Below are 25,236 nucleotides of genomic sequence, written 5' to 3'. Positions count from 1 at the left end.
GAACACCGGGGTGACGCGGTGTGACCTGCGTGCGGCGAGTGATGACGGTCCGTCGGCATTCGTCGGCATGGTCCGGGTAGCCGTACGAGTGAGGGATCCGGGCGATGTCCGTCACATCGCCGCAGACGTGTCCACGTCGTTCCCGGTATGTCACCGCAGGTAAACGCACGTCAACAGTTCGTAAGACCTCGGTGAACCGGGCGCACTCGATGTGCGCTTCCCCGGGACCCGCGAGTAATGTCCTCACCTGCACAGACACATATCGCCCCCTCGACATCGGAGGACCCGTTGTCCCGCTTCGCGCTCATCAAGGCAGTGCTCGGACCGATCATGCGCCTGATGTTCCGCCCACGGGTGGAGGGCGTGGAGAACATCCCGGGGGACGGTCCGGTGATCCTGGCCGGCAATCACCTCACGTTCATCGACTCGATCGTGCTGCCGGTGGTCACCAAGCGTCAGGTCCACTTCATCGGCAAGGACGAGTACGTCACGGGCAAGGGCGTCAAGGGCCGGCTGATGGCCTGGTTCTTCACCGGCGTCGGCATGATCCCGGTGGACCGGGACGGTGCGAACGGCGGTGTGGCCGCACTGATGACCGGGCGGCGGATCCTGGAGGAGGGCCGGATGTTCGGGATCTACCCCGAGGGCACCCGCTCGCCCGACGGCCGTCTGTACCGGGGCCGCACCGGTATCGCGCGGCTGACCCTGATGACCGGCGCCCCCGTCGTTCCCTTCGCCATGATCGGCACCGACAAGCTGCAGCCCGGCGGCCGGGGCATCCCGCGTCCCGGCAAGGTCACCGTCCGGTTCGGCGAGGCCATGGAGTTCTCCCGGTACGAGGGCATGGACCGGGACCGCTATGTGCTGCGGGCGGTGACCGACTCCGTGATGGCCGAGGTCATGCGGCTGTCCGGGCAGGAGTACGTGGACATGTACGCCACGAAGGCGAAGGCCGCCTAGGACGTCCCCGGACGGCGGGCGCGACCCGCTGCCGTCCGCCTGCCGGTGGAATCTGGCCTCGACACACGGAACGCAGCGCCTAGCCTCCCGCACATATGAGCACACAACATGTCTTATTTAGACATGGACACACCTTCGCGGCGAACCCTGCTCCGTGCCTCCATCGCAGCCACCGGTGCGGGCCTTCTCGGGGCCTGCAGCTTCGGCTCCGAGCCCCACTCCGGCCCCCACGGCGCGGGCACCGAGGGCGTCTTCGTTCCGGCGGGGCCCCGTGGGTACGTCAACCCGTCGGACCCGGAGGTCCTCGCCGCCGAGCGGAAACGCGGCGCGGGCCGGGTGCGCAGCCACCGGTTCACCGCTGCCGAGGCCAGGCTGGACCTGGGCGGGCGGGCCGTCCGGACGTGGGCGTACAACGAGACGGTGCCCGGCCCGCTGGTCCGTGTCACCGCCGGCGACGTGCTCGACCTGACGCTCGCCAACCGGCTGCCCGCCACCACCACGCTGCACTCCCACGGGGTGCGGCTGCGCTGCGACATGGACGGCGTCCCCGACCTGACCCAGCGGGCCATCCCCTCCGGGAACGACTTCGCGTACCGGTTCACGGTGAAGCATCCGGGCACCTACCTGCTCCACTCGCACGTCGGGATGCAGCCCGACCGCGCGCTGTACGCGCCGCTCATCGTGGACGACCCCAGGGAGCCGCTCCACTACGACCGGGAGTGGATCGTCGTCCTCGACGACTGGCTCGACGGCGTGGGCGGCTCCACCCCCGACGGGGTGCTCGAGCAGCTCAAGCCCGGCGCGAGCGGGAAGATGGACGGCATGGGCGGCATGGGCATGGGGCCCGGGCACGACCACCCGAGTCCGAGCAGGTCGGCCCACGCCAAGTCCACGCCGTCCAGGAAGCCGTCGGGCCCCTCCCGGGTGCTGCACGACTCCCACAGCGGCATGCTGCACGGCGAGGGCGGCAGCGTCGACTACCCGTACTACCTCGCCAACGGGCGCCTGCCCACCAGCCCCTCGGTGTTCCGCTGCCGCAAGGGCGAGCGCATCCGGCTGCGCATCATCAACGCGGGTTCGGAGACCGCCTTCCGGGTCGCGCTCGGCGGTCACACCATGACCGTCACGCACACCGACGGCTATCCCGTGAAACACAAGGAGACCGACGCCCTGCTCATCGGCATGGCCGAGCGGTACGACGTCCTCGTCACCGCCCAGGACGGCTTCTTCCCGCTCGTCGCCCTCGCCGAGGGCAAGAAGGGCGGCGCGCTCGCGGTACTCCGCACCGACAAGGGCAGAAACCTTCCGGCGCCGAATGTCCGCCCGGACGAGCTGGACGGCGACGTGGTCCCGGCGCGGCGCCTGGTACCGGACGAGTCGGTGGCCCTGACCGACCGCCGGCCCGACCGCCAGATGCGCATCCGCATCACCGGTGGCATGAAGAAGTTCGACTGGGGCTTCGACCACCATGTCTACAACGTGCGCCAGCGGCACGAGGTCCACGCCGGCGAACGGGTGCGGCTCACCCTCATCAACGCCACCGACATGTGGCATCCGATGCATCTGCACGGGCACACCTTCTCGCTCACCGGGCTGGACGCGGTGGGCGCCCGCAAGGACACCTCGATGGTGCTGCCGCACCGCAAGCTGGTGATCGACTTCGACGCCGACAACCCTGGGCTGTGGATGCTGCACTGCCACAACCAGTACCACTCGGAGAGCGGGATGATGACCGTGCTCGGCTACAAGAAGTGAGGCTTCGGCCCGCCCCCCGACGCGGGGCGGGCCACCTCACTCCGCGCTCTCCAGCCGCTGTCCCCGCAGCAGGAACCAGGCCGCCAGCGCCGTTCCGAGCAGGACCGCCGCTCCCGCCCCGGAGGCCAGCTGGAGGCCGTCGACGAAGGAGTCGCGGGCCGCGTCGAGCAGGGCGCCCGCGCTGTGCGGGGGCATGTGGGCCGATGCCTCCACCGCGGCGCCCAGTGACTCGTGGGCCGCCGGCGGGGTGCCGGCCGGGCCGGTGAAGCCGCGGTAGACGCCGGTCACGATGGTGCCGAGGAGGGCGATGCCCAGGGCCGCGCCCAGTTCGTACGCCGTCTCGGAGACCGCCGAGGCGGCGCCCGCCTGGTCCTTGGGCACGCTGGAGAGGATCACGTCGGCGGTGACCGTGAAGGAGAGTCCCGCGCCGACGCCCACCACCAGCAGGGCGGCGCCGAGCACCGGGTAGCCGGTGGACCGGCCGAGCCAGGTCAGCGCGGCCAGTGCCAGGCCGATCGCGCCCAGGCCGCCCGAGACCACCGCGCGGACCGAGAAGCGCCGGGCCGCGCGTCCCGCGACCAGACCGGCCACCACGGCGCCGACCGCCGCGGGCAGTTCGGCCAGGCCCGCCTCGAACGGGCGCCTGCCCTGGACGAGTTGCAGGTACTGGGAGAGGAAGAACACCAGGCCGGACATGCCGAGGACGGTCAGCAGGTCGGCGAGCACGGCGCCGCTGAACCCGCGGCGCCGGAACAGGCGCATGTCCAGCAGCGGGGCCGGCATGGTCAGCTGACGGTGGACGAAGCCGTACAGGGCGCCGGCGCCCAGCAGGCCGGCGGCGAGCGTCGCCCAGGTGAGGCCGTGGGTGGCGGCCTCCTTGACGGCGTACACCACGCCGATCATGCCGACGAGCGACAGCAGGACGCTGAGCAGGTCCCACGGACCGGGATCAGGGTTCCGGGATTCGGGCAGCGACCGGATGCCGACCAGGACCAGGACCGCCATCACGGGCAGGTTGATCAGGAAGACCGAGCCCCACCAGAAGTGCTCCAGCAGGAAGCCGCCCGTGATGGGGCCGACGGCGGTGCCGGCCGAGGCGGTGGCGCCCCAGATGCCGACGGCGAGGCTGCGCTCGCGCGGGTCGTGGAAGAGGTTGCGGATCAGGGCGAGGGTGGCCGGCATCAGGGTCGCGCCCGCGACACCGAGCAGCGCCCGGGCCAGGATCATCAGCTCGGGGGTGGTCGCGTAGGCGTTGAGCACGGAGATCGCGCCGAACGCGGTGGCGCCGCCGAGCAGGATCCGCTTGCGGCCGATGCGGTCGCCGAGGCTGCCCATGGAGACCAGCAGACCGGCGATGACGAAGGAGTAGACGTCACCGATCCACAGGAGCTGGGTGCCGGAGGGGTCGAGGTCCTCGCTGATGTAGGGGGTCGCCAGGCCGAGGACGGTGGCGTCCACGGCCACCAGCAGCACGGCCAGGACGAGGACGGAGAGCGCGAGCCAGCGGCCCGGGCGCTTCTCCACCTCCGCCGCGCGAGCCGGCTGCAGGGTGCTGGTCATGATTCCTCTCTTCGTCACGCGCGGGTGCGTCGGGCGCCGCCGAGCAGCAGCTCGACGACCATGTGGGTGAAGTCCTTCGCGGCGACCCGGCCCTCGGCCACCGCCCAGGCGCCGGAGGCCAGCAGGCCGTACAGCGCCTCGGCTAGCCAGGCGGGGGTGAGGTCGATGCGGAACTCGCCGCTCTCCTGGCCGCGCCGGAAGAGGGCGATGAGGCGTTCGTCTATCCGGGTCCAGCCCTCGTTCTGCTGCTCGCCCTCGAAGAGCTGGTTCTCGGTGTAGAGGAAGGCGAGCAGGCCGGCCGCGGGTTCGATCGCGCGGACCAGCCGGTGGACGACCTCCCCCGCCGGGCCGTCGTCCAGCCGTGCCGCCTCCAGCGCCGCCTCGCACTCCGCGATGCCGAGCGCCTCCAGGGCCCGGACGAGCGCGTCGCGCCCGGCGAAGTGGCGGTGCAGCGTGGCCCGGCTGATGCCGGCGGCCTTGGCGACCTCGTCCATGGTCGCGGTGGACTTGCGGGTCAGCAGGGCGGCGGCGCTGCGCAGCACGTGGTCACGATCCAAGGCCATGAGACAAGCATAGCCCATGTGAGACATCAATGTCTCATCATGGGCATGCGTGACTCATATGCGCCGCTCGGCGGGAGTGTCCGTCAGTGCCAGGGCAGCTGTCCGCGCGTCTCCCAGTAGGCGCCAGGGTCCTCGCGGAGGGTGGCTAGGCGGGTCAGCTGGTCCACGTCGAGGTCGACGACGGGGGCGTGCAGGTTGGAGACCAGCTGGGTGACGGTGGCCGCGCCGGACAGGACCACGCCGGCCCACGGCTGGCGCAGGACGACGGCCAGGGCCACGGCGTCACAGCCGAGCCCCGTCTCCTCGGCCACGGCCTTCAGGACGTCCGGGGCGTGCTGCTCGGCGAGCCGGCCGTTGGCCATGCCCTCCTTGACGATCACGGTCAGACCGGCGTCGTGCGCCTCGGCGAGGGCGGGCCCGGCGGAGGTCTCCAGGGCGTTGTACGTCGACTGGACGGTACGGAAGAGGGGCTCCCCCTCGACCGTCACCGCGAGGGCCGCGCGGATCGCGTCGGCCTGGGCGGGGCCGCTGGTGGAGAAGCCGACGGTCAGGCCGCCGGCGGCGGCCTCGGCCAGCCGGGCGTGCAGTTCCTTGTCGGTGAGGGCCGGGCTGTCCGGGGTCACCGAGTGGATCTGGTAGAGGTCGAGCCGGTCGCCGAGCAGGGCGTCGGTCTCGGCGCGCTGCCGCTCGTAGGTGCCGAGGCCGTGGTCCTTGACCTCGTGCTGTTCGGCGTCGGCGGACCAGCCCGCGGTGTACGTGTAGCCCCACTTGCTGCCGACGACCACGTCGTCGAGGTCCGGGCGCGCGTTCAGCCAGTCGGCGAGGAACTCCTCCGAACGGCCGTAGGAGCGGGCGACGTCGAAGTAGCGCACGCCCTGCGCGTAGGCGGCGTCGAGGAGTTCATGGGTGCGCTCGCGCAGTGCCTCGACGCTGCGGTTCTCCCCGAGGTCCCGGTCCCGGCCGAGGTTGATGTAGCCGGGACGGCCCACCGCGGCGAGGCCGAGGCCGATGTGGCAGGTGGGGGTGGTGGCGGTGGCCAGGCGGGAGAAGGGCATCACTGGTTCCGTTCGGTCGGCTCCGTGCAGCTTCCGACCAACGTAACCCGCGATGCCCTCGGGGTCCGCCCAAAAGCCCGGCGGCGCCGGGCTCGGCTCTACTTCCCGGCCGCCGCCCACTCGTGCTGGGCCGCGACGTCAGTCTTCAGTTCCGTCAGCTGGACGGCGACCGCGCTCGGGGCCGTGCCCCCGCGGCCGTTGCGGGAGGCCAGGGCGCCGGGCACGTTGAGGACCGTGCGCACCTCGGGGGTGAGATGCGCGGAGATCTTGGCGAACTGCTCGTCCGTGAGGCCGTCCAGCTCCTTGCCCTCGGCCTCGGCGACCTTCACGCACTCCCCCGCGACCTCGTGGGCCACCCGGAACGGCACGCCCTGCTTGACCAGCCACTCGGCGATGTCCGTGGCGAGCGAGAACCCGGCCGGGGCCAGTTCCTCCATGCGCTCGCGGTTGACCGTGAGGGTCGCGATCATGCCGGTGAACGCCGGGAGCAGCACCTCCAACTGGTCGCAGGAGTCGAAGACCGGCTCCTTGTCCTCCTGGAGGTCGCGGTTGTAGGCGAGGGGCAAGGCCTTCAGCGTGGCCAGCAGGCCCGTCAGGTTGCCGATCAGCCGGCCGGACTTGCCCCGGGCCAGCTCCGCGATGTCCGGGTTCTTCTTCTGCGGCATGATCGACGAGCCGGTGGAGAACGCGTCGTGCAGCGTGACGAAGGAGAACTCCTTCGTGTTCCAGATGATGATCTCCTCGGCGATCCGGGAGAGGTTCACGCCGGTCATCGCCGTGATGAAGGCGAACTCGGCGACGAAGTCCCGGGAGGCCGTGCCGTCGATCGAGTTGCCGACGCTGCCGCGCTCGAAGCCGAGGTCCTGGGCGACCGCCTCCGGGTCCAGGCCCAGCGAGGAGCCCGCGAGGGCGCCCGAGCCGTACGGCGACACCGCCGTGCGCTCGTCCCACTGGCGCAGCCGCTCGGCGTCCCGGGAGAGGGACTGCACATGGGCGAGGACGTGGTGGGCGAAGAGCACCGGCTGGGCGTGCTGGAGGTGGGTGCGGCCGGGCATCGCCACGTCGGGGTGGGCCTCGGCCAGGCCGATCAGGGCGTCCTGGAGTTCGGCGATCAGGCCGCCGATGATCCGGGCGTGGTCCCGCAGGTACATGCGGAAGAGGGTCGCTACCTGGTCGTTCCTCGACCGGCCGGCGCGCAGCTTGCCGCCGAGGTCGGGGCCGAGCCGCTCCAGCAGGCCGCGTTCCAGGGCGGTGTGGACGTCCTCGTCGGCGATGGTGCCGACGAAGGAGCCGTCGGCGACATCGGCCTCCAGCCGGTCGAGGCCGGCGATCATGCGGGTCAGCTCGTCGTCGGTGAGCAGGCCCGCCTTGTGCAGCACGCGCGCGTGGGCACGCGAACCGGCGATGTCGTAGGGGGCGAGCCGCCAGTCGAAGTGGACGGACGCGGAGAGCTTCGCCAGGGCCTCGGCGGGACCGTCGGCGAAACGGCCGCCCCAGAGCCGTACGTCACCGCTGTTGCTGCTCACTTGCGTTGCTCCTCGAAGCTGTGGATGTGCGGGCTCTTGATGTGCCGCCGCCTCCCCACCCTTCCAGGCGGGGAGGCGGCTGTCAGGCGGATGCGTGTGAGGTGGACCCGCGCGTGTGACCCGTCGGGGTTACGCCAGGTCCCGCTTGGCGGCGATCTTCGACGACAGGCTGTAGATGTCGATGAAGCCCTTGGCCGCGGCCTGGTCGAAGGTGTCGCCGGTGTCGTAGGTGGCGAGGTTGAAGTCGTACAGGGACGACTCCGAGCGCCGGCCGGTGACGACCGCGCGGCCGCCGTGCAGGGTCATCCGGACGTCGCCGGAGACGTACTGGTTGGCCTCGTCGATGAAGCCGTCCAGGGCGCGCTTGAGCGGGGAGAACCACTGGCCGTCGTAGACCAGCTCGCCCCAGCGCTGCTCGACCTGGCGCTTGTAGCGGGCCAGCTCGCGCTCGACGGTGACGTTCTCCAGCTCCTGGTGGGCGGTGATCAGGGCGATCGCGCCGGGGGCCTCGTACACCTCGCGGGACTTGATGCCGACGAGGCGGTCCTCGACCATGTCGATCCGGCCGATGCCCTGGGCGCCGGCGCGCTCGTTGAGCTGCTGGATGGCCTGCAGGACGGTGACGGGCCTGCCGTCGATGCCGACCGGGACGCCCTCCTTGAAGGTGACGATCACCTCGTCGGCCTCGCGCGGGGTGGCGGGGTTGGAGGTGTACTCGTAGATGTCCTCGATCGGGGCGTTCCAGATGTCCTCCAGGAAGCCCGTCTCGACGGCGCGCCCGAAGACGTTCTGGTCGATGGAGTACGGGGACTTCTTGGTGGTGGCGATCGGGAGCTGCTTCGCCTCGCAGAAGGCGATGGCCTTGTCCCGGGTCATCGCGTAGTCGCGGACCGGGGCGATGCACTTCAGGTCGGGGGCGAGGGCGACGATGCCGGCCTCGAAGCGGACCTGGTCGTTGCCCTTGCCGGTGCAGCCGTGGGCGACGGTGGTGGCGCCGTGCTTCTCGGCGGCGGCGACGAGGTGCTTGACGATCGTCGGCCGGGAGAGGGCGGAGACCAGCGGGTAGCGGTCCATGTAGAGGGCGTTGGCCTTGATCGCCGGGAGGCAGTACTCGTCGGCGAACTCGTCCTTGGCGTCGGCGACCTCGGCCTCGACGGCACCGCAGGCGAGCGCGCGCTTGCGGATGACGTCCAGGTCCTCGCCGCCCTGGCCGACGTCGACCGCAACGGCGATGACCTCGGCGCCCGTCTCCTCGGCGATCCAGCCGATGGCGACGGAGGTGTCCAGACCGCCTGAGTAGGCGAGTACGACGCGCTCGGTCACGGGTTTCTCCTCACAGTGCATTCGCTGACATGCATGAGTATGCAGAACTCTGCATGATTCGTCAATCTCCCCGGCGGGGGTGCCGTGAAAGGTGGGGGAAACCGGGAAATCGTTAGACAGGCGAACGAGTTCCGGCGATAGTCGTTGGACATGGGAAAGACCTATGAGCGCATCGACGGCAGGCTCCGCACGTTCATCGAGGAGCAGCCCCTCTTCTTCACCGCGACCGCCCCGCTCTCCGGCGACGGCACGGTCAACCTCTCCCCCAAGGGTCTCAAGGGCTCCTGGGCGGTGCTCGACGAACTCACCGTCGCCTACCTGGACTTCGCCGGCTCCAACGCGGAGACCATCGCCCATCTGCGGGAGAACGGACGGATCACCCTGATGTGGTGCGCCTTCCAGGGCCCGCCGAACATCGTGCGCGTGCACGGCCGGGGCGAGCCGGTCTTCCGCGACGACCCGCGCTTCCCCCGCCTGCTCACCCACTTCCCGGACATCGACCCGGCCGCCCACGGACTGCGGGCGGTCATCGTCGTACGCGCCGAACTCGTGCGCGACACCTGCGGCTACGCCATCCCCTTCATGGCGTACGAGGAGGACCGCGACCTGCACCGAAAGCGCTTCGCGCGCGAGGACGACGCCTCGCTGAGCACGTACTTCGAGAAGAAGGAGCACATCGCGACGAGCCTGGACGGACTACCCGGGCTGCCGTTGCCGCTGCCGCCGTCTAGCGTCTGAGCCATGCGCCCCGCCGTGGTCCTCGCCCTCGTCGCCACCTCCTCCCTCGGCCTGCTCGGGTCCGCGCCGGCCGCAGGTCCGAAGCCGCTGCCCGCGCGGATGGCGGACACGGGCGGGGGCAGTCAGCTGATCACCGCTCAGGCCCCGGGCACCGGCTCGACGTCGGGCACGCTCACCTGGTGGGACCTGCGGGACGGGCAGTGGGCGCGGGCCGGGTCCGCCCCGGCCCGCTTCGGGGCGAGCGGTCTCGTCGAGGGCGGCTCGCGCAAGCAGGGCACGAACACCACTCCGACCGGGCTGTACGGCCTTCCGTTCGCCTTCGGGATCAAGGCGGCACCGGACGGGACCAGGGTCGCGTACCGGCCCGTGCGGGAGGGTTCCTGGTGGTGCCAGGACAACGACTCGACGGCGTACAACCGCTGGACCGACCCCCTCGCGGCCGACTGCCGTGCCGCCGAGTCCGAGCATCTGATCACTTACAGCGCCCAGTACGCGTACGGCCTCGTCATCGGCTTCAACTACGACCGGCCGGTGCGGGGGCGCGGCGCCGGGATCTTCCTCCATGTGAACGGGCGCGGAGCCACCGCCGGGTGTGTCTCCGTGCCCGAGGACGCCATGCGGCAGCTCCTGCGGTGGGCGGACCCCGCCAGGAAGCCGCACATCGCCATCGGCACGGACGGCGGCGCCACGGCCGTCACCCGGTACTGAGCCCGTCGGCCGTCCGTCAGGCGGGCAACCGCACCGTGAAGGCCGTGTCCCCCGGCCTGCTCTCCAGTGCCACATCGCCCCCGTGCGCCTCCACCACGGCCGCGACGATCGACAGGCCGAGGCCCGCCCCGGTGGCGGAGGCGTCGGGGCGGCGGCGGTGCTCGGCCCGGGTGAAGCGTTCGAAGACGCCGGGGCGGACGTCCTCGGGGACACCGGGGCCGTCGTCGTGGACACGGAGGAGGGCCGTGCCGTCGGCGCTCTCCAGCGTCACCGTGACCTTCGTGCCCGGGGGTGTGTGCAGGCGCGCGTTGGCCAGCAGGTTGGCCACCACCTGGTGCAGCCGGTGGGCGTCCCCCGTCACCGTGACCGGGTCCTCCGGGAGGTCCAGGGTCCAGCGGTGCTCGGGGCCGGCGGCCCGGGCGTCGGTGACCGAGTCCAGGACCAGACGGGTCAGGTCGACCGGACGTCGTTCCAGCGGGCGGCCGGCGTCGAGGCGCGCCAGCAGCAGCAGGTCGTCGACCATCAGGCCCATCCGGGAGGACTCCGCGGCGATGCGCTCCAGGGCCCGGGTGACCTCCGGCGGCACCGGGCCCGGGTGCAGCAGGGCCAGTTCGGCGTGGCCGCGGACCGAGGCGACCGGGGTGCGCAGCTCGTGGCTGGCGTCGGCGGCGAAGCGGCGCAGCCGCTCCTCGCTGGCGTGCCGCTTGGTCAGCGCGCCCTCGACATGGCCGAGCATGCGGTTGAGGGCCGCGGCGACCTGGCCGACCTCGCTGTGCGGGTCGGCGTCGGGGGCACGCGGGGGCAGCGCGACCTCGCCGCTGGCGAGCGGGAGCTCGCTGACCCGGGCGGCGGTCGCGGTGACCCGGCTGAGGGGGCGCAGGGACCAGCGGACCCAGAGGGCGCCCGCCACGCCGGTGATCACGAGCGCCAGCCCGAAGACGACCCCGGCGACCAGTTCCAGCCGGTGGACCGTGGCCTCGACCGGCTCCAGCGGGAGGCCGACGAGCAGCACGTCGCCGTCCCGGCCGGCGGAGGCGACGACCCGGTAGTCGCCGAGGGCGGAGAGCGCGACAGTGTGCGGGCGGCCGTCGGCCGGTACCCGGGCCAGCCGCCGGGCGTCCTGCGCGCGCAGGGCCACGTTCAGGTCCGCGGCGGGGTCGCCGGAGCGGATGAGGCCCTTGTTGGTGACGGCGCCGCCCAGCAGGCGGGCGCCGAAGGTGCCGGTGGCCATCCGGCGGGTGTCGCCGTACTCGTCGCCGTCGCGGTCGTTGCGCACCAGCCCGTTGTGCTCCAGGCTCTCCGGGAACCGGGTGCCGACCTGGGCGACCTGTTCGTCCAGCCGCTGGGTGAGGAATCCGTTCAGCTCGACGACGGCGGCCAGTCCCACGGCGGCGCAGCTCACGGCCAGCAGGACCACCAGGCCGAAGGTGAGCCGGGCGCGCAGGGTGCGGGGGCGGGGCAGGCCCCGCAGGCGGTTCACCCGGTCACCGGTTTCAGCACGTAGCCGGCCCCGCGCACGGTGTGGATCATCGGCGTGCGGCCCGCGTCGATCTTCTTGCGCAGGTAGGAGATGTACAGCTCGACCACGTGGGCCCGGCCGCCGAAGTCGTAGGACCAGACCCGGTCGAGGATCTGCGCCTTGCTGAGGACGCGGCGCGGGTTGCGCATGAGGAAGCGGAGCAGCTCGAACTCGGTGGGTGAGAGCTCGACCAGCTCACCGGCCCGGGTCACCTCGCGGGCCTCCTCGTCCATCACCAGGTCGCCCACGACCAGCCGCGGGCCGTCCTCCTGCTGGCGGGCCATGCCGGCGCGGCGCAGCAGTCCGCGCAGCCGGGCGACGACCTCCTCCAGGCTGAAGGGCTTGGTGACGTAGTCGTCGCCGCCCGCCGTGATGCCCGCGATGCGGTCCTCGACCGCGTCCCGAGCTGTGAGGAAGAGCACGCACACGTCGGGCTTCGCCTCGTGCAGACGGCGCAGCACGGCGAAGCCGTCGGTGTCCGGGAGCATCACGTCCAGGATGACGGCGTCGGGCAGCAGCTCGCGCGCGGCGGCGAGCGCGGCGGCGCCGTCGCCGGCGGCGCGCACCTCCCAGCCCTCGTAGCGCAGGGCGCCGGTGAGCACCTCCGCGAGGTCGGGGTCGTCGTCGACGACGAGGACGCGCAGCGGGGTGCCGTCGGGGCGGGTGAGGGCCGGGCGGCCGGAACGGGTCGTGTTCATCGCGCCTACCAGCATCGCTCCTGTGCGGGGCGACCGGCCGCCCCGCCCCCTCTGAGTTTCCTCTGAGTGGCCGGGCGGGTGTCTGAGATCTCTCTGAGAAACCGCTCCGAGACCCCTGTGGAGAGGCCCTTTCAGAGGTCCCTCAGAACTTCGGCCCGCACAGTGGCATGGCTGACGGACGAAGGGAACGGCTCTGATGACCACCGTGGATACGAGGCGGACGGCCCCGCCCCTGCCGGGGACCGCACGGCGTTCCCCCGCGGGGCCCGTGCTGGCCGTGCTGTGGGCGGGGGCGGCGGCCGTGGTCGCGCTCTGGTGGGCGGACACCGGGTCCGTGGTCGGCACGGCGGGCTGGCTGACCGGGGCCGGGCGGATCGCCGGGCTGCTGTGCGGGTACGCCTGCGCGGTGCTGGTCGGCCTGATGGCCCGGGTGCCGCTGCTGGAGACCCGGGTGGGCTCGGACCGGGTGGCCCGCTGGCACGCGATGGCCGGCCGGTACACGATCTGCCTGCTCGTCGCCCATGTCGCGCTGATCCTCGCCGGGTACGCCGCCCAGGACCGGGCCTCGCTGTGGCACGAGGCGGTCACCGTGGTGCTGGACTACCCGGACATGCTGATGGCCACCGCCGGCACGGTGATCCTGTTCGCGGTCGGCGTCACCTCGATACGGGCCGCCCGCCGCCGTACCAGCTACGAGTTCTGGTACTACGTCCACCTGCTCACCTACGCGGCCGTCTTCCTGGCCTTCTTCCACCAGCTGGCGCTGGGCGAGGAGTTCAACGGCAAGCCGGTCGCCACCGCCGTCTGGTACGCGCTGTACCTGGGGGTCGCGGCGCTGGTGGTGTGGTTCCGGATCCTCGCCCCGGTCCGGCTCAACCGGCGCCACCGGCTGCGCGTGGACTCGGTCCACCAGGAGGCGCCGGGTGTGTACTCGGTCGTCGTCCGCGGGCGGCACCTGGACGAGCTGGGGGCGCGGCCGGGCCAGTTCTTCCGCTGGCGGTTCCTCGGCGAGGGCATGGGCTGGACGTCCACGCCGTACTCCCTGTCGGCGCCGCCGCGCCCGGACCTGATGCGCATCACGGTGAAGGCGCTCGGCGACCACAGCGCGGCCGTGTCCCTGCTCCGGCCCGGCACCCGGGTGTGGGCGGAGGGCCCGTACGGCTCCATGACCGCCGACCGGGCCACCAGCCACCACTCGCTGCTGATCGCGGCCGGCGTCGGCGTCACCCCGCTGCGGGCGCTGTTCGAGACGCTGCCCGGCGAGGCCACCCTGCTGTACCGGGCGCGCTCCGCCGAGGACCTGGCGCTGGGCGGCGAGCTGGAGGCGATCGCCCGCTGGCGCGGCGGCCGGGTGCTGTACGCGCTGAACGGGCCGCAGGGCGAGCGCCCGGACATCTCCGCGCAGTCCCTGCGGGCGACCTTCCCCGGGCTGCGCGGCCACGACGTCTACATATGCGGGCCGCACGGCTTCGCGCGGGACGTGTACGAGGCACTGCGGGCGGCCGGGGTTCCGGACCGCAATATCCACCACGAGTCGTTCGAGCTGTGAGGCCGCAGAAGTGCACGCGTTGAAGAAGAACCGACCGCTCCGCCGGATCGTGCTGGCCAGTGCCGCCACCGTCTCCGGGATGGTGCTGCTGCTGTCGCTGAAGCCGCACACGAGCCCCGGGCTCGCCGTCGGCGCCTCCGCCCCCGCGCCGCGCAGCAGCGCGAGCGCGCCGGCCCAGTCCGGCTCGTCCGGCGGGTCGTCGAGCGGGTCGTCCGGCGGCTCGTCGAGCGGGTCGTCGGGCAGCTCGTCCGGGGGCTCCGGCTCCAGCGTCTCCAAGACCGTCACCGGTGAGACCGTCCAGACCCGCTGGGGGCCGGTCCAGGTACGGGTGACGATCAAGAGCGGCAGGCTCACCGAGGTGACGCCGATTCAGTATCCGCAGGACAATCCGCGCGACCAGGAGATCAACAGCTACGCGCTGCCGCAGCTGCGGCGCGAGGCGCTGGCCGCGCAGAGCGCGAACATCGACATGGTGTCCGGCGCCTCGTACACCAGCACCGGTTACAAGCAGTCGCTCCAGTCCGCACTGGACTCCGCGGGCCTCTGAACACACGGCGCACGCGGCACGTACCAGTGGGCCGACGGTCAAGTCCCCACGGAGGAACCGTGACCACCACGCTCGCAGGCGGACGTGCCGCCCGCCGACAGACGATGCGCCGCATCCGCCCGCGCCGCAGCCCGGCCGTTCCGCTGCTGCTCGCCGTGTGGGCGGGCGCGGCGGCCGTGCTGTGGCTCTGGTGGCACAACACGCCGGCGGTCTCCGACGACACCAGCAGGATCCTCAACGCGGGCCGGATCACCGGCCTGTTGGCCGGCTATCTGATGGCGCTGGTCGTGCTCCAGATGGCGCGCGTGCCGGCGCTGGAGCGGCGGGTCGGCTCTGACCGGGTGGCCCGCTGGCACGCGATGAGCGGCCGGTACACGCTCTGCCTGATCGTGGCGCACGTCTTCCTCACCATGTGGGGGTACGCGCGGCAGGCCGGCAAGTCGCTCGCCGACATCGTCCAGCAGACCATCGACTCCATCAACCAGCTGCCCGACGTGGGCAAGGCGGCCATCGGCACCGGTCTGTTCGTGCTCATCGGGCTGACGTCGATCGGCGTGTTTCGCCGCCGGCTGCCGTACGACACCTGGTACCACGTCCATCTGATGACGTACGCGGCGGTGTTCCTGACGTTCTGGCACCAGATCACCACCGGCAACGACTTCGCGGTGGAGCCCGCCGCCAAGACCTTCTGGTACGGCCTGTACGGCGTGGTCACCGCGCTGGTGGTCTGGTACCGGATCCTCACCCCCATCCGGCTGAACCTCCGTCACCGGATGCATGTCGAGGCGGTCATCGAGGAGACGCCCGGCATCGTGTCGGTGCTGATCGGCGGGCGGCGGCTGCACCGGATGGGCGCGGAGGCCGGCCAGTTCTTCCGCTGGCGGTTCCTGGCCCCGGGGATGCGCTTCAGCTCGCACCCGTACTCCCTGTCGGCCGCGCCCCGCCCGGACATGCTGCGGATCACGGTGAAGGCGATCGGCGACCACAGCGCCCGGCTGCGCGAGCTGACGCCCGGCACCCGGGTGTGGGCCGAGGGCCCGTACGGCGCGCTCACCGCGCAGCGCCGCAGCCGGGGCAAGGTGCTGCTGGTCGCGGGCGGGGTCGGCATCACCCCGATGCGCGCGCTGTTCGAGACGCTGCCCGGGGCGGCCGGGGACATCACCCTCCTCTACCGGGCCAACACCACGCAGGACCTGGCCCTGTGGGACGAGCTGGCGAAGATCGCCGACGAGCGGGGCGCCCGGCTGATGTACGCGGTGAACAGCCCCGACGGCGAGCGTCCGGACATCTCCGCGGAGAACCTCGAGCGGAAGATCCCGGACATCGACCGGCACGACGTCTTCATGTGCGGCCCCCCCGGGTTCGCGCAGTCGGTGTACGAGGCACTGCGCGGCGCGGGGGTTCCCGCCCGCCGCATCCATCACGAGTCGTTCGAGATGTGAGCGGGAGCAAGGGACAGATGAGGAAGAGCCACCCCATTCGGCGGGTCGTACTGGCCACCGCGGCGACCGTGTCCGGTGTCGTGCTGATGCTGTCGCTGAAGCCCGCGTCGGATCCGGCGGCCGCGTCGGCGGCGGGCGCCGCACCGCAGCAGACGGCGGCGGGACAGGAGTCGCCGCAGGGCGGCCAGCTGGGCGGCGCCCAGGCCTCCGCCGGCTCCGGCACGGTGACCGGCGACGCGACGCAGACCCAGTACGGGACGGTGCAGGTACGGATCTCCGTCAGCAAGGGGAAGATCACCCAGGCACATGCGGTCCAGGCGCCCAAGGGCGGACTCAGCGACCAGAAGACGGCCATGGCCGTCCCCAAGCTCAACCAGGAGGCCGTGGCGGCGCAGAGCGCGCGGATCGACTCGGTGTCCGGGGCGACGTACACGAGCGCCGGGTACAAGAAGTCGCTGCAGTCGGCGCTGGACAGGATGAAGTCCGCGTCCGCCGGATCGTCGTCGTCCTCCGGCTCCTCGGCGTCCTCGGGGGCCGCCCAGGCGCGTACGATCACCGGAAAGGTGGCGCAGACCCAGTACGGTCCGGTGCAGGTGCGCATCACCGTCAGCAACAGGAAGATCACCCAGGCACAGGCGGTCCAGGCGCCCAAGGGCGGACTCAGCGACCAGAAGACGGCCATGGCCGTCCCCAAGCTCAACCAGGAGGCCGTGGTGGCCGGCAACGCGAAGATCGACGCCGTCTCCGGCGCCACCTACACCAGCACCGGCTACCGGCAGTCGCTGCAGTCGGCCCTGGACCAGGCCGGTGGCTGACCCGGTGGCCGAGGCCGAGGCTCCCGCCGCGGTGCGTCACGCGGAGGAGGTCATGGGGACCGTCTTCTCCATCGACGTCCGCGGCGGGGAACCCCGTGCGGTACGGGCGGCGCTCGCCGAGGCCGTCGCCGGACTGCACCGGGTGGACGCGCTGTTCAGCACCTACCGCGAGGACAGCGAGGTGTCCCGGCTGGCCCGGGGAGAGCTGACCGTCGACCGGTGCGCTCCCGAGGTGGCCGAGATGCTCGACCTCGCGGCCGAGGCGGAGCGGGTGAGCGACGGCTGGTTCAGCACCCGGTACCAGGGCTCGCTCGATCCCACCGGCATCGTCAAGGGCTGGTCCGCCGAGCGGGCGGCCCGGCTGCTGGCGGCGGTGCCCGGGGTGTGCGGGGTCAGCGTGAACGGCGGCGGGGACGTGCAGCTGCTCGGCACCCCGGAGCCGCAGCGGCCGTGGCGCGTGGGCGTGTCCGACCCGCTGCGCCCCGGCGGGCTCGCGGCGGTGATCTCGACGGCGGGGGTGGCCGAGCTGTCCGTCGCCACGTCCGGCACGGCCGAGCGGGGTGCGCACATCGTGGATCCGCGCACGGGCCGGCCGGCCGTCACGGACCTGGTCTCGGTGACGGTGGTGGGACCCCGGCTGACCTGGGTGGACTGCTGGGCCACGGCCGCGTTCGCGATGGGCTCGCGGGCCGGGCTGGCGTGGCTGGAGTCGCTGCCCGGGGTGGAGGCCCTGCTGATCACGGCCGGGGACGAGGTGCGGTGCACCGGGGGTCTGGCCGCACGACTTGGATGAAAATTACATTTTCTTCGCGAAACAGGCATCCGAGACCCGTGCTGAGACGTATCTCCTGTGCAGCAAGTTTCGGGAGGAATGCTATGGCTATCTTCAGCAGTCTCATGCCCGCCATGCACCGGGACCACGGCCGCGGCGACGAGTCCTCGGGGCATGGACACGGCCACGACCACGGCGGTCGCGACCACGGTGACTTCGGCGGTCGCGACCACGGCGACTTCGGCGATCACGGCCACGGCGACCGCCACGGCGACCGCAACGGTGACCGCAACGGCCACGGCGGCTACTGATCGACCAGGCAGGCTGAGCGGACCGGAAACCGGAGGAACCGGTCCGCTCCGCCGATCCCCGAAGAACGCGGCCCATGGTGCATGTCCTGCGTCGTCTGCTGTCGGTGGGCGAGACCACCGACGCCGTCGTCGCGGCCGCTCCCGTGGTCCCGCCGCGCGAGGCGTTCCGGCGGTTCTGGCCCTACACCCGGGGCGGCCGCCGCTGGCTCGTCCCCCTCCTCTTCTTCAGCCTGGCCGGCCCGGCCGTCGACGCCGCCGAGCTGTGGCTGTTCAAGACCGTCGTCGACGACGTGCTCGTCCCCCGGGACGTGCGCCCCTTCCTGTGGATCGCACCGGCCTATCTGGGGCTCATCGTCTGCTCCGGCGCCCTGCGGTTCGCCGACGACGTGACCTCCACCTGGGTCGGCGAGCGCTTCCTGCTCTCCCTGCGCGCCGACGTCTTCCGGCACGTCCAGGGGCTGTCGCTCGGCTTCTTCGAGCGCCGGCGGCTCGGGGACGTGCTGTCCCGCGTCACGGGCGACGTCGACGCGGTGGAGACGTTCCTGCTCTCGGGCGTGGCCGACGCCCTGTACTACGTGATCAGCCTGGGCGTCTTCCTCAGCCTCCTCTTCTACCTGAGCTGGGACCTGACCCTCCTCGCGCTGGTCATCGTGCCGCTGTTCTGGGGCGCCGCCCGGCACTTCTCGCGGCTGATCAAGGAGGCGTCGCGGGAACGCAGGCGGCGCAGCGGCTCGCTCAGCGCGATCACCGAGGAGGTCCTGGGCAACGTCGCGCTGGTGCAGGCGTACAACCGGCAGGGCTGGGAGGAGCGCCGGTTCGAGCGGGAGAGCCTCGGCAGGTTCCGGGCGGTGATGGCCTCGGCGCGGATCAGGGCCGTCTACAGCCCGCTCGTCGAGTTCATCGAGGTGGCCGGCGGCATCGCGGTGCTGTGCCTGGGCACCTGGAAGCTGAGCCAGGGGCAGCTCACCCTGGGCGGGATGCTGGTCTTCCTGGCCCTGATCGGCAAGCTCTACGGGCCGGTGCACGGGCTGTCCAGGCTCGGCACCACCCTGTACGCGGCCTCCGCCTCGGCCGAGCGGATCATCGAGCTGCTGGACCAGCGGCCGCAGGTCACCGAGGCCCCGGGCGCCCGCCGGATCGGGCGGGCGCGCGGGGCGGTGGAGTTCGACGGCGTCTGGTTCCGCTACCCCGACACCTCCTCCTGGGCCCTGTCGGACGTGTCGTTCCGGGTGGCGCCCGGGGAGACGCTGGCGCTGGTCGGGGCGAGCGGGGCCGGCAAGTCGACGGTCGCCAAGCTCCAGTTGCGCTTCTACGACCCCGAGCGGGGAGCGGTCCTGCTCGACGGCACCGATCTGCGGGACCTGCGCCTGTCCGACGTACGGGAGAGCGTCGCGGTGGTGCTCCAGGAGACCCTCGTCTTCCACGGCACCGTGCGGGAGAACATCGCCTACGGCCGGCCGGAGGCGCCGGACGCGGACATCGTCGCGGCGGCGCGTGCCGCGGACGCCCACGAGTTCATCGAGCGGCTCCCGGACGGTTACGACACGCTGGTCGGCCAGCGCGGCCGGACCCTGTCCGGCGGGCAGTGCCAGCGCCTGGCGATCGCCCGCGCGATGATCAGGGACGCGCCCGTGCTGCTGCTGGACGAGCCGACCACCGGGCTCGACGTCCGGTCGGGCCGGCGGATCATGGACCCGCTGCGCCGGCTCATGGCCGGGCGGACCACCGTCGTCATCTCCCACAATCTGCTGACGGTCCGCGACGCCACCCGCATCGTGGTGCTCGACCGCGGCCGGGTCGTGGAGGACGGCGCGCACGGCGAACTGCTGGGGCGCGACGGGGCGTACGCGCGGCTGCACCGGCTCAGCGCGGGCGCGGTGCTGTCATGAGCGGCGCGGAGCCCCTGGCACCGGGCGCGAGACCCGCGCCGGGATACGAGATCCTGGCGCATCTGACGCGCACCGGCTGGCTGGACATCCACGACGCCTGGAGCGAGGAACGGGACTGCCGCTGTGTGGTCAAGGTGGTGCGCCCGGACCGCAGGGGCGAGGAGCGGCTGGGCCGGCGGCTGCTGCGCGAGGGGCGGTGGCTGCGGGAGTTCGCCCATCCGCACCTGGTCCGCGGCTACGAGGCGTTCGAGTCGCCCGAGCCGCTGGTCGTCCTGGAGACGCTGACCGGTGAGACCCTGTCCCACCTCGTGCACCGGTTGCGCCGGCGGCCGGCCGCGGCCGATGTGGCGCTGCTCGGGGTTCAGTTGTGTTCGGCGGTCCACTACCTCCACGGCCGGGGCGTGCTCCACCTGGATCTCAAGCCGTCCAACGTGGTGGTGGACCGCGGCCACGCCAAGGTGCTGGACCTGAGTGTCGCCAGGCCTCCGGGACCCGCGCCCGCGGGCCTCGGCACATACGGCTACCTCTCGCCGGAGCAGGCCCGGGGCGGACCGCTCACGGCCGCCGCCGACGTGTGGGGCATCGGTGTCACGCTGTTCGAAGTGGCCTGCGGTGAGCCGCCGTTCGGCCGCCCGAGGACGGCGTCGGAGGCGAACGTCCGCATGAGCGGGGACGGCGTGCACGACCGGTATCCGCAGTTGGAGGCCGCCGCCCCGCCGGTGGCGTCCCGGCGGCGCCTGCCGCCCGCTCTCGCCGCCGCGGTCGACTCCTGTCTGCGGGCCGACCCGTCGTCCCGGCCCACGGTCGCCGCACTGGCCGCCGCCCTCAGGAGGACACTGCCCGGCTGACGCCGGCCGCCGAGAGGTCTCACACCTCCCGGATCAGCAGGTGCGCCTGCCGGGTCAGCACCCGGGCCGTCTGCAGATGGGCCCTGGCCAGGACGGTGCCGTCGGCAGAGGTCAGACGGGCGCCGGAGACCCCGGTCGCGTCGAGGGCGGTGGTGGCACCCCAGTGGCCGCGTCCGTTGCGCACGGCGAAGTCGCCGACGCGGACGCTCGTACCGTCCCGGCGATCGAGAAGGCAGGTGACCGTGCCGCTGTACGCGGAGCCGTGCCGGCTCGCGTCGACGGTCACGAAGATCCAGCCGGGGCTGCCGGGGTGGGCGTAGACCTCGCCGACGGCCCGCCCGCCGAGCGCTGTCGAGGTCATGTCCCCGACCAGCATGGGCTCGGACTCCACGGCGGCCGGGGCCGAGGCGGTGACCGACTCGACGGCGTTGCCGATCCCCCAGCCGGCGAACCCCGCCGCGACCGCGAGGGCGGCCGCCACCGACGCGAGGCGCACCCTGGCCCGGCGCGCACGGCCGCGCAGCCCCAGGAGCGCCGGACCCCGGCCGTACGCGGACCTGCGTCCCTCCGGCGCCGTCGCCTGCTGGGTCAGGCTGCGCGCCACCCGGGTCTCGAACCCGAGCGGCGGCTCAGCCTCCGGCAGCAGGCCGATCAACCGGTCGCCGACCAGGGTCAGCTGCCGAACGGACTCCCGGCAGTCCGCGCACCCGTCCAGGTGGGCGACGGCGTCCGCCCGCTCGCGGCCGGGCAGCACGCCCAGCGCCAGCTCGGCGCCGATCTCCCTCAGCTTCTCGCAGTTCGCGTCACTGGACATGGTCGCCTCGGTTCGGAGCCGCCAGTGTGGTGCGCAGTTTCGTCATGGCCGCCCTGATCCGTGTCTTGGCGGTGCCGAGCGGGATCTGCTCCATGTCGGCCACCTGCTGGGCCGTCATTCCGTAGATGCCCGCCATCATGAGGGCCCGGGCCTGTTCCCGTGGCAGCCGTGCCACGGCGGCCCGGAGCTGTGCGGAGGCCTCGTCGGCCAGCGCCCACTGCTCGGGGGTCTCGGTGACGACACCGATGAGGCCATCGAGATCCTCGGGCGCCACGGGCTCCGTACGCCGTGCACGCACGGCGTCGATGGCGAGGTTGTGCGCGATCGTGGTCAGCCAGGTGGTGACCGAGCCACGCCGCGAGTCGTATATCTGCGCATGCCGCCAGGCGCGTTCGAACGTCTGCTGGGCGACGTCCTCGGCGAGCTGCCGGTCCCCGGTGACGGCCATCGCGACGCCGAAGACCCGATGCTGGAACCTCCGCACGAAGACGACGGCCAGTTCCGGATCTCCGGTGGCCAGTCCGGACAGCAGAGCCTCGTCCGGGAGCCGGCCCACTGGGGAACGCAGACCCGACACACTTCTGTATACGGCCGACGGCCGCCAGGAGATTGCCCGCCCCTCGCGGAAGATCACATTCCCATTCTCCGCCGCCGGGCCGGGCCTCGCATGCCGGTCAGTGCCCGTTCTGCGCGAGCCGCAGCAGATGGTCCGCCAGCGCCTGTCCCCCGCTCGGATCCCGGCTGATCAGCAGCAGCGTGTCGTCGCCGGCGATGGTCCCGAGGATGTCGTGCAGTTCTGCCTGGTCGATGGCCGAGGCGAGGAACTGGGCGGCCCCGGGCGGGGTGCGCAGCACGACCAGGTTGGCCGAGGCCTCCGCGGAGATCAGCAGCTCCTGGGACAGGCGCCGCATCCGCTCCTCCTTGGCCGACTCCCCCAGCGGGGCACGGGGCGTGCGGAAGCCGCCCTCGCTCGGCACCGCGTAGATCAGGTCGCCGTCGTTGTTGCGGATCTTCACGGCGTTCAGCTCGTCGAGGTCCCGGGAGAGCGTCGCCTGGGTGACGCTCAGCCCGTCGTCGGCGAGCAGCTTCGCCAGCTGGCTCTGCGAGCGCACCGGCTCCCGGTTGAGGATGTCCACGATCCGGCGGTGCCGTGCGGTGCGGGTCTGCGGTACGGCGGGCCCGGCACCGTTCAGCTGGTCTTGTTCCTGCGCCTGGCTCATCGTCGTCTCATTCTCCGGATCGTCCGTCCCCGCTGGCGTCGAGGATGCCCGGCAGCGCCTCGAGGAAGGCACCCGCCTCGGCGTCCCGCAGGTTCAGCGGCGGCATGAGCCGTACGACGTCGGGGGCGGGCGCGTTCACCAGGAACCCGGCCTCCTGGGCCGCCTGCTGCGCCTGCGGCGCGCACGGCCCGGTGAGCACGATACCGAGGAGCAGGCCCGCGCCCCGGACATGGTCGACCAGCGGGTGGTTCAGTGCCTCGATCCCGGCGCGCAGCTTCTCGCCCTGGCGCTTGACGTTCTCCAGCAGGCCCTCGCCGGCGATGGTGTCGAGCACGGCGAGGCCGGCGGCGCAGGCGACCGGGTTGCCGCCGAAGGTCGTGCCGTGCTGGCCCGGCCGGAGCAGGTCGGCGGCGCGGCCGAAGGCCACGGTGGCGCCGAGCGGCAGACCGCCGCCGAGCTGCTTGGCGAGGGTGACGACGTCGGGCAGCACGCCCTCGTGGGCCTGGTACTCGAACCAGGTCCCGGTGCGGCCGATGCCGGTCTGCACCTCGTCGAGGACCAGCAGGGCGCCGGTGGCGGCGGTGATGGCGCGGGCGGCCTTGAGGTAGCCAGCCGGGGGCACCACGACCCCGTTCTCGCCCTGGATCGGCTCGATGACGACCAGCGCCGTCTCCTCGGTGACCGCCGCGGCCAGCGCCTGGGCGTCACCGTAGGGCACGTGGGTGACGTCGCCGGGCAGCGGCCGGAACGGTTCCTGCTTGGCGGGCTGCCCGGTGAGCGCGAGGGCGCCCATCGTCCGGCCGTGGAAGCCGCCGTCGGTGGCGACCATGTGCGTCCGGCCGGTCAGCCGGCCGATCTTGAAGGCGGCCTCGTTGGCCTCGGCGCCGGAGTTGCAGAAGAACACCCTGCCCTCGCGGCCGAAGAGCTGGAGCAGCCGCTCGGCGAGGGCGATGGTCGGCTCGGCCATGAAGAGGTTGGAGACATGGCCGAGGGAGCCGATCTGCCGGGTGACGGCCTCCACGATCGCCGGGTGGGCGTGGCCGAGGGCGTTGGTGGCGATGCCGCCCACGAAGTCGAGGTAGGAGCGGCCCTCGGCGTCCCAGAGCGTCATGCCCTCACCGCGCACCAGCGGCAGCCGCGGGGTGCCGTAGTTGTTCATGAGCGCGCCCTGCCACCGCGCGGTCAGTTCCTCGTTGCTCATGCCGCCCCCTGTCCGTCCGGCTTCTCGTCGGGCACGACCATCGTGCCGATGCCCTCGTCGGTGAAGATCTCCAGCAGGATGGAGTGCTGGACCCGGCCGTCGATGACACGCGCGGTGTGCACTCCGTTGCGCACGGCGTGCAGACAGCCCTCCATCTTCGGCACCATCCCGGAGCTGAGCTCCGGCAGCAGCTTCTCCAGCTGGGAAGCGGTGAGCCGGCTGATCACCTCGTCGGAGTTCGGCCAGTCCTCATAGAGGCCCTCGACGTCGGTGAGGACCATGAGGGTCTCGGCCCCCAGTGCCGCAGCGAGTGCCGCAGCCGCCGTATCAGCATTGACGTTGTAGACATGTCCGTCGTCCTGACTACGGGCGATGGAGGAGACGACCGGGATGCGGCCGTCGGCGAGCAGGGCCTCGATCGCGCCCGTGTCGATCGCGGTGATCTCGCCGACCCGCCCGATGTCGACCCGTTCGCCGTCGATCTCGGGCTGGTGCTTGGTGGCGGTGATGGTGTGCGCGTCCTCGCCGGTGAGGCCGACCGCGAGCGGGCCGTGCTGGTTGAGCAGGCCGACCAGCTCGCGCTGGACCTGCCCGGCCAGCACCATCCGTACGACGTCCATGGCGTCCTCGGTGGTGACGCGCAGGCCCGCCTTGAACTCGCTGACGATGCCGTGCCGGTCGAGGGCGGCGCTGATCTGCGGGCCGCCGCCGTGCACGACGACCGGCTTGAGTCCGGCGTGCCGCAGGAAGACGACGTCCTGGGCGAAGGCCGCCTTCAGGTCCTCGTCCACCATGGCGTTGCCGCCGAACTTGATGACGACGACCTTGCCGTGGTGCCGGGTCAGCCAGGGCAGCGCCTCGATGAGGATCTGCGCCTTGGGCAGGGCGGTGTGCTTACGAGTCGTTCCTGTGCTCATGAGGAGTAGGCGCTGTTCTCGTGGACGTAGTCGGCGGTCAGGTCGTTGGTCCAGATCGTCGCGGTCTCGGAGCCGGCGGCGAGATCGGCGACGATGTGCACCTCGCGGTAGCGCATGTCGACCAGCTCGCGGTCCTCGCCGACACCGCCGTTCTTGCACACCCAGACACCGTTGATGGCGACGTTGAGCTGGTCCGGCTCGAAGGCGGCCCGCGTGGTGCCGATCGCGGACAGGACCCGCCCCCAGTTGGGGTCCTCGCCGTGGATCGCGCACTTGAGGAGGTTGTTGCGGGCGATGGAGCGGCCCACCTCGACGGCGTCCTCCTCGGTCGCCGCGTTGACCACCTCGACCTTGATGTCCTTGCTGGCGCCCTCGGCGTCCCGGATGAGCTGCTGCCCGAGGTCGTCGCAGACGGCGCGCACGGCCCCGGCGAACTCCTCGTACCGCGGGGGCGCCACCCAGCGCGACGCCATCATCTCCGGTGCGCTGATCCTGCTCGTGCTCGG

The 25,236-nt window shown here is 72.1% G+C and carries 25 protein-coding genes; 12 read left to right on the top strand and 13 right to left on the bottom strand.

Annotation, left to right across the window (positions count from 1 at the left end; all coding sequences use genetic code 11):
- Positions 1–288 precede the first annotated feature (288 nt).
- Together ACWEN3_RS04575 and ACWEN3_RS04570 are read left to right on the top strand one after the other, a co-directional pair.
- Positions 289–960, top strand: coding sequence for a lysophospholipid acyltransferase family protein (locus ACWEN3_RS04575; RefSeq protein WP_452965578.1), 672 nt, complete (start codon positions 289–291; stop codon positions 958–960).
- Positions 961–1,083: 123 nt separating this feature from the next.
- Positions 1,084–2,715 (top strand): multicopper oxidase family protein, encoded by a 1,632-nt coding sequence (locus tag ACWEN3_RS04570; RefSeq protein ID WP_452965575.1) that lies wholly within the window; start codon positions 1,084–1,086, stop codon positions 2,713–2,715.
- 36 nt (positions 2,716–2,751) lie between these two features.
- Here ACWEN3_RS04570 and ACWEN3_RS04565 read toward each other — a convergent pair whose 3' ends face one another.
- The 5 genes from ACWEN3_RS04565 to ACWEN3_RS04545 all read right to left on the bottom strand — a co-directional run bounded on the left by ACWEN3_RS04565 (position 2,752) and on the right by ACWEN3_RS04545 (position 8,742).
- Positions 2,752–4,275, bottom strand: coding sequence for an MFS transporter (locus ACWEN3_RS04565; protein ID WP_452965572.1), 1,524 nt, complete (start codon positions 4,273–4,275; stop codon positions 2,752–2,754).
- A gap of 14 nt (positions 4,276–4,289) precedes the next feature.
- Positions 4,290–4,838, bottom strand: coding sequence for a TetR/AcrR family transcriptional regulator (locus tag ACWEN3_RS04560; protein WP_452965570.1), 549 nt, complete (start codon positions 4,836–4,838; stop codon positions 4,290–4,292).
- Positions 4,839–4,921: 83 nt separating this feature from the next.
- Entirely contained in the window at positions 4,922–5,893 is a 972-nt protein-coding gene (locus ACWEN3_RS04555; RefSeq protein ID WP_452965568.1) for an aldo/keto reductase, read from the bottom strand.
- Between the two features lie 98 nt (positions 5,894–5,991).
- Entirely contained in the window at positions 5,992–7,419 is a 1,428-nt protein-coding gene (gene argH, locus ACWEN3_RS04550; RefSeq protein ID WP_452965565.1) for an argininosuccinate lyase, read from the bottom strand.
- Between the two features lie 129 nt (positions 7,420–7,548).
- Positions 7,549–8,742: an argininosuccinate synthase gene (locus tag ACWEN3_RS04545; protein ID WP_452965562.1), complete on the bottom strand. Its 1,194-nt coding sequence runs from the start codon at positions 8,740–8,742 to the stop codon at positions 7,549–7,551.
- A gap of 150 nt (positions 8,743–8,892) precedes the next feature.
- Between ACWEN3_RS04545 and ACWEN3_RS04540 the strand changes: the two genes are divergently transcribed.
- Together ACWEN3_RS04540 and ACWEN3_RS04535 are read left to right on the top strand one after the other, a co-directional pair.
- The gene (locus ACWEN3_RS04540; protein ID WP_452965559.1) at positions 8,893–9,480 is read left to right on the top strand and encodes a pyridoxamine 5'-phosphate oxidase family protein; all 588 of its coding nucleotides are present in this window, start codon (positions 8,893–8,895) and stop codon (positions 9,478–9,480) included.
- A 3-nt stretch (positions 9,481–9,483) separates the two neighbouring features.
- A complete protein-coding gene (locus tag ACWEN3_RS04535) occupies positions 9,484–10,188 on the top strand; it encodes a L,D-transpeptidase family protein (protein WP_452965557.1) in 705 nt (234 codons plus the stop codon).
- Between the two features lie 16 nt (positions 10,189–10,204).
- Here ACWEN3_RS04535 and ACWEN3_RS04530 read toward each other — a convergent pair whose 3' ends face one another.
- Positions 10,205–11,659: a sensor histidine kinase gene (locus ACWEN3_RS04530; protein WP_452965619.1), complete on the bottom strand. Its 1,455-nt coding sequence runs from the start codon at positions 11,657–11,659 to the stop codon at positions 10,205–10,207.
- A 5-nt stretch (positions 11,660–11,664) separates the two neighbouring features.
- Positions 11,665–12,405 carry a response regulator transcription factor gene (locus ACWEN3_RS04525; RefSeq protein ID WP_452965554.1) on the bottom strand — a complete coding sequence of 247 codons (741 nt, stop codon included), beginning with the start codon at positions 12,403–12,405 and terminating at the stop codon, positions 11,665–11,667.
- Positions 12,406–12,601: 196 nt separating this feature from the next.
- Here ACWEN3_RS04525 and ACWEN3_RS04520 point away from each other — a divergent pair, with 196 nt between their 5' ends.
- From ACWEN3_RS04520 to ACWEN3_RS04485, 8 genes are all read left to right on the top strand, one after another.
- Entirely contained in the window at positions 12,602–13,954 is a 1,353-nt protein-coding gene (locus ACWEN3_RS04520) for a ferredoxin reductase family protein (RefSeq protein ID WP_452965552.1), read from the top strand.
- 10 nt (positions 13,955–13,964) lie between these two features.
- Positions 13,965–14,501: an FMN-binding protein gene (locus tag ACWEN3_RS04515; protein WP_452965549.1), complete on the top strand. Its 537-nt coding sequence runs from the start codon at positions 13,965–13,967 to the stop codon at positions 14,499–14,501.
- Between the two features lie 59 nt (positions 14,502–14,560).
- A complete protein-coding gene (locus tag ACWEN3_RS04510; RefSeq protein WP_452965546.1) occupies positions 14,561–15,943 on the top strand; it encodes a ferredoxin reductase family protein in 1,383 nt (460 codons plus the stop codon).
- Positions 15,944–15,960: 17 nt separating this feature from the next.
- Positions 15,961–16,758: an FMN-binding protein gene (locus tag ACWEN3_RS04505; protein WP_452965543.1), complete on the top strand. Its 798-nt coding sequence runs from the start codon at positions 15,961–15,963 to the stop codon at positions 16,756–16,758.
- Between the two features lie 52 nt (positions 16,759–16,810).
- Positions 16,811–17,551: an FAD:protein FMN transferase gene (locus ACWEN3_RS04500; RefSeq protein WP_452965616.1), complete on the top strand. Its 741-nt coding sequence runs from the start codon at positions 16,811–16,813 to the stop codon at positions 17,549–17,551.
- 83 nt (positions 17,552–17,634) lie between these two features.
- Entirely contained in the window at positions 17,635–17,841 is a 207-nt protein-coding gene (locus ACWEN3_RS04495; protein WP_452965540.1) for a hypothetical protein, read from the top strand.
- Positions 17,842–17,915: 74 nt separating this feature from the next.
- Positions 17,916–19,730 carry an ABC transporter ATP-binding protein gene (locus tag ACWEN3_RS04490; RefSeq protein ID WP_452965538.1) on the top strand — a complete coding sequence of 605 codons (1,815 nt, stop codon included), beginning with the start codon at positions 17,916–17,918 and terminating at the stop codon, positions 19,728–19,730.
- Positions 19,727–20,578, top strand: coding sequence for a serine/threonine-protein kinase (locus ACWEN3_RS04485; RefSeq protein WP_452965537.1), 852 nt, complete (start codon positions 19,727–19,729; stop codon positions 20,576–20,578). Before ACWEN3_RS04490 ends, ACWEN3_RS04485 begins: the two co-directional genes overlap by 4 nt.
- 19 nt (positions 20,579–20,597) lie before the next feature.
- On the opposite strand, the gene ACWEN3_RS04480 is transcribed toward ACWEN3_RS04485, so the two are convergent.
- The 6 genes from ACWEN3_RS04480 to ACWEN3_RS04455 all read right to left on the bottom strand — a co-directional run.
- Complete coding sequence (locus ACWEN3_RS04480; RefSeq protein ID WP_452965534.1) at positions 20,598–21,392, bottom strand: hypothetical protein; 795 nt, start codon at positions 21,390–21,392, stop codon at positions 20,598–20,600.
- Complete coding sequence (locus ACWEN3_RS04475; RefSeq protein ID WP_452965531.1) at positions 21,382–21,969, bottom strand: RNA polymerase sigma factor; 588 nt, start codon at positions 21,967–21,969, stop codon at positions 21,382–21,384. Before ACWEN3_RS04475 ends, ACWEN3_RS04480 begins: the two co-directional genes overlap by 11 nt.
- Before the next feature lie 97 nt (positions 21,970–22,066).
- Entirely contained in the window at positions 22,067–22,612 is a 546-nt protein-coding gene (locus tag ACWEN3_RS04470) for an arginine repressor (protein WP_452965528.1), read from the bottom strand.
- A 7-nt stretch (positions 22,613–22,619) separates the two neighbouring features.
- Positions 22,620–23,813: an acetylornithine transaminase gene (locus ACWEN3_RS04465; protein ID WP_452965526.1), complete on the bottom strand. Its 1,194-nt coding sequence runs from the start codon at positions 23,811–23,813 to the stop codon at positions 22,620–22,622.
- A complete protein-coding gene (gene argB, locus ACWEN3_RS04460) occupies positions 23,810–24,730 on the bottom strand; it encodes an acetylglutamate kinase (RefSeq protein WP_452965523.1) in 921 nt (306 codons plus the stop codon). The genes ACWEN3_RS04465 and argB overlap by 4 nt, the downstream gene beginning before the upstream one ends.
- Positions 24,727–25,236, bottom strand: a 510-nt coding sequence (locus tag ACWEN3_RS04455) for a bifunctional ornithine acetyltransferase/N-acetylglutamate synthase (protein WP_452965520.1), incomplete at its 5' end; no start/stop codon positions are given. The genes argB and ACWEN3_RS04455, both read right to left, overlap by 4 nt.

Source organism: Streptomyces sp. NPDC004561, from assembly GCF_053602155.1.
The sequence above is the reverse complement of the archived record's forward strand: the minus strand, read 5'-3'. Positions and strand labels throughout refer to the sequence as shown.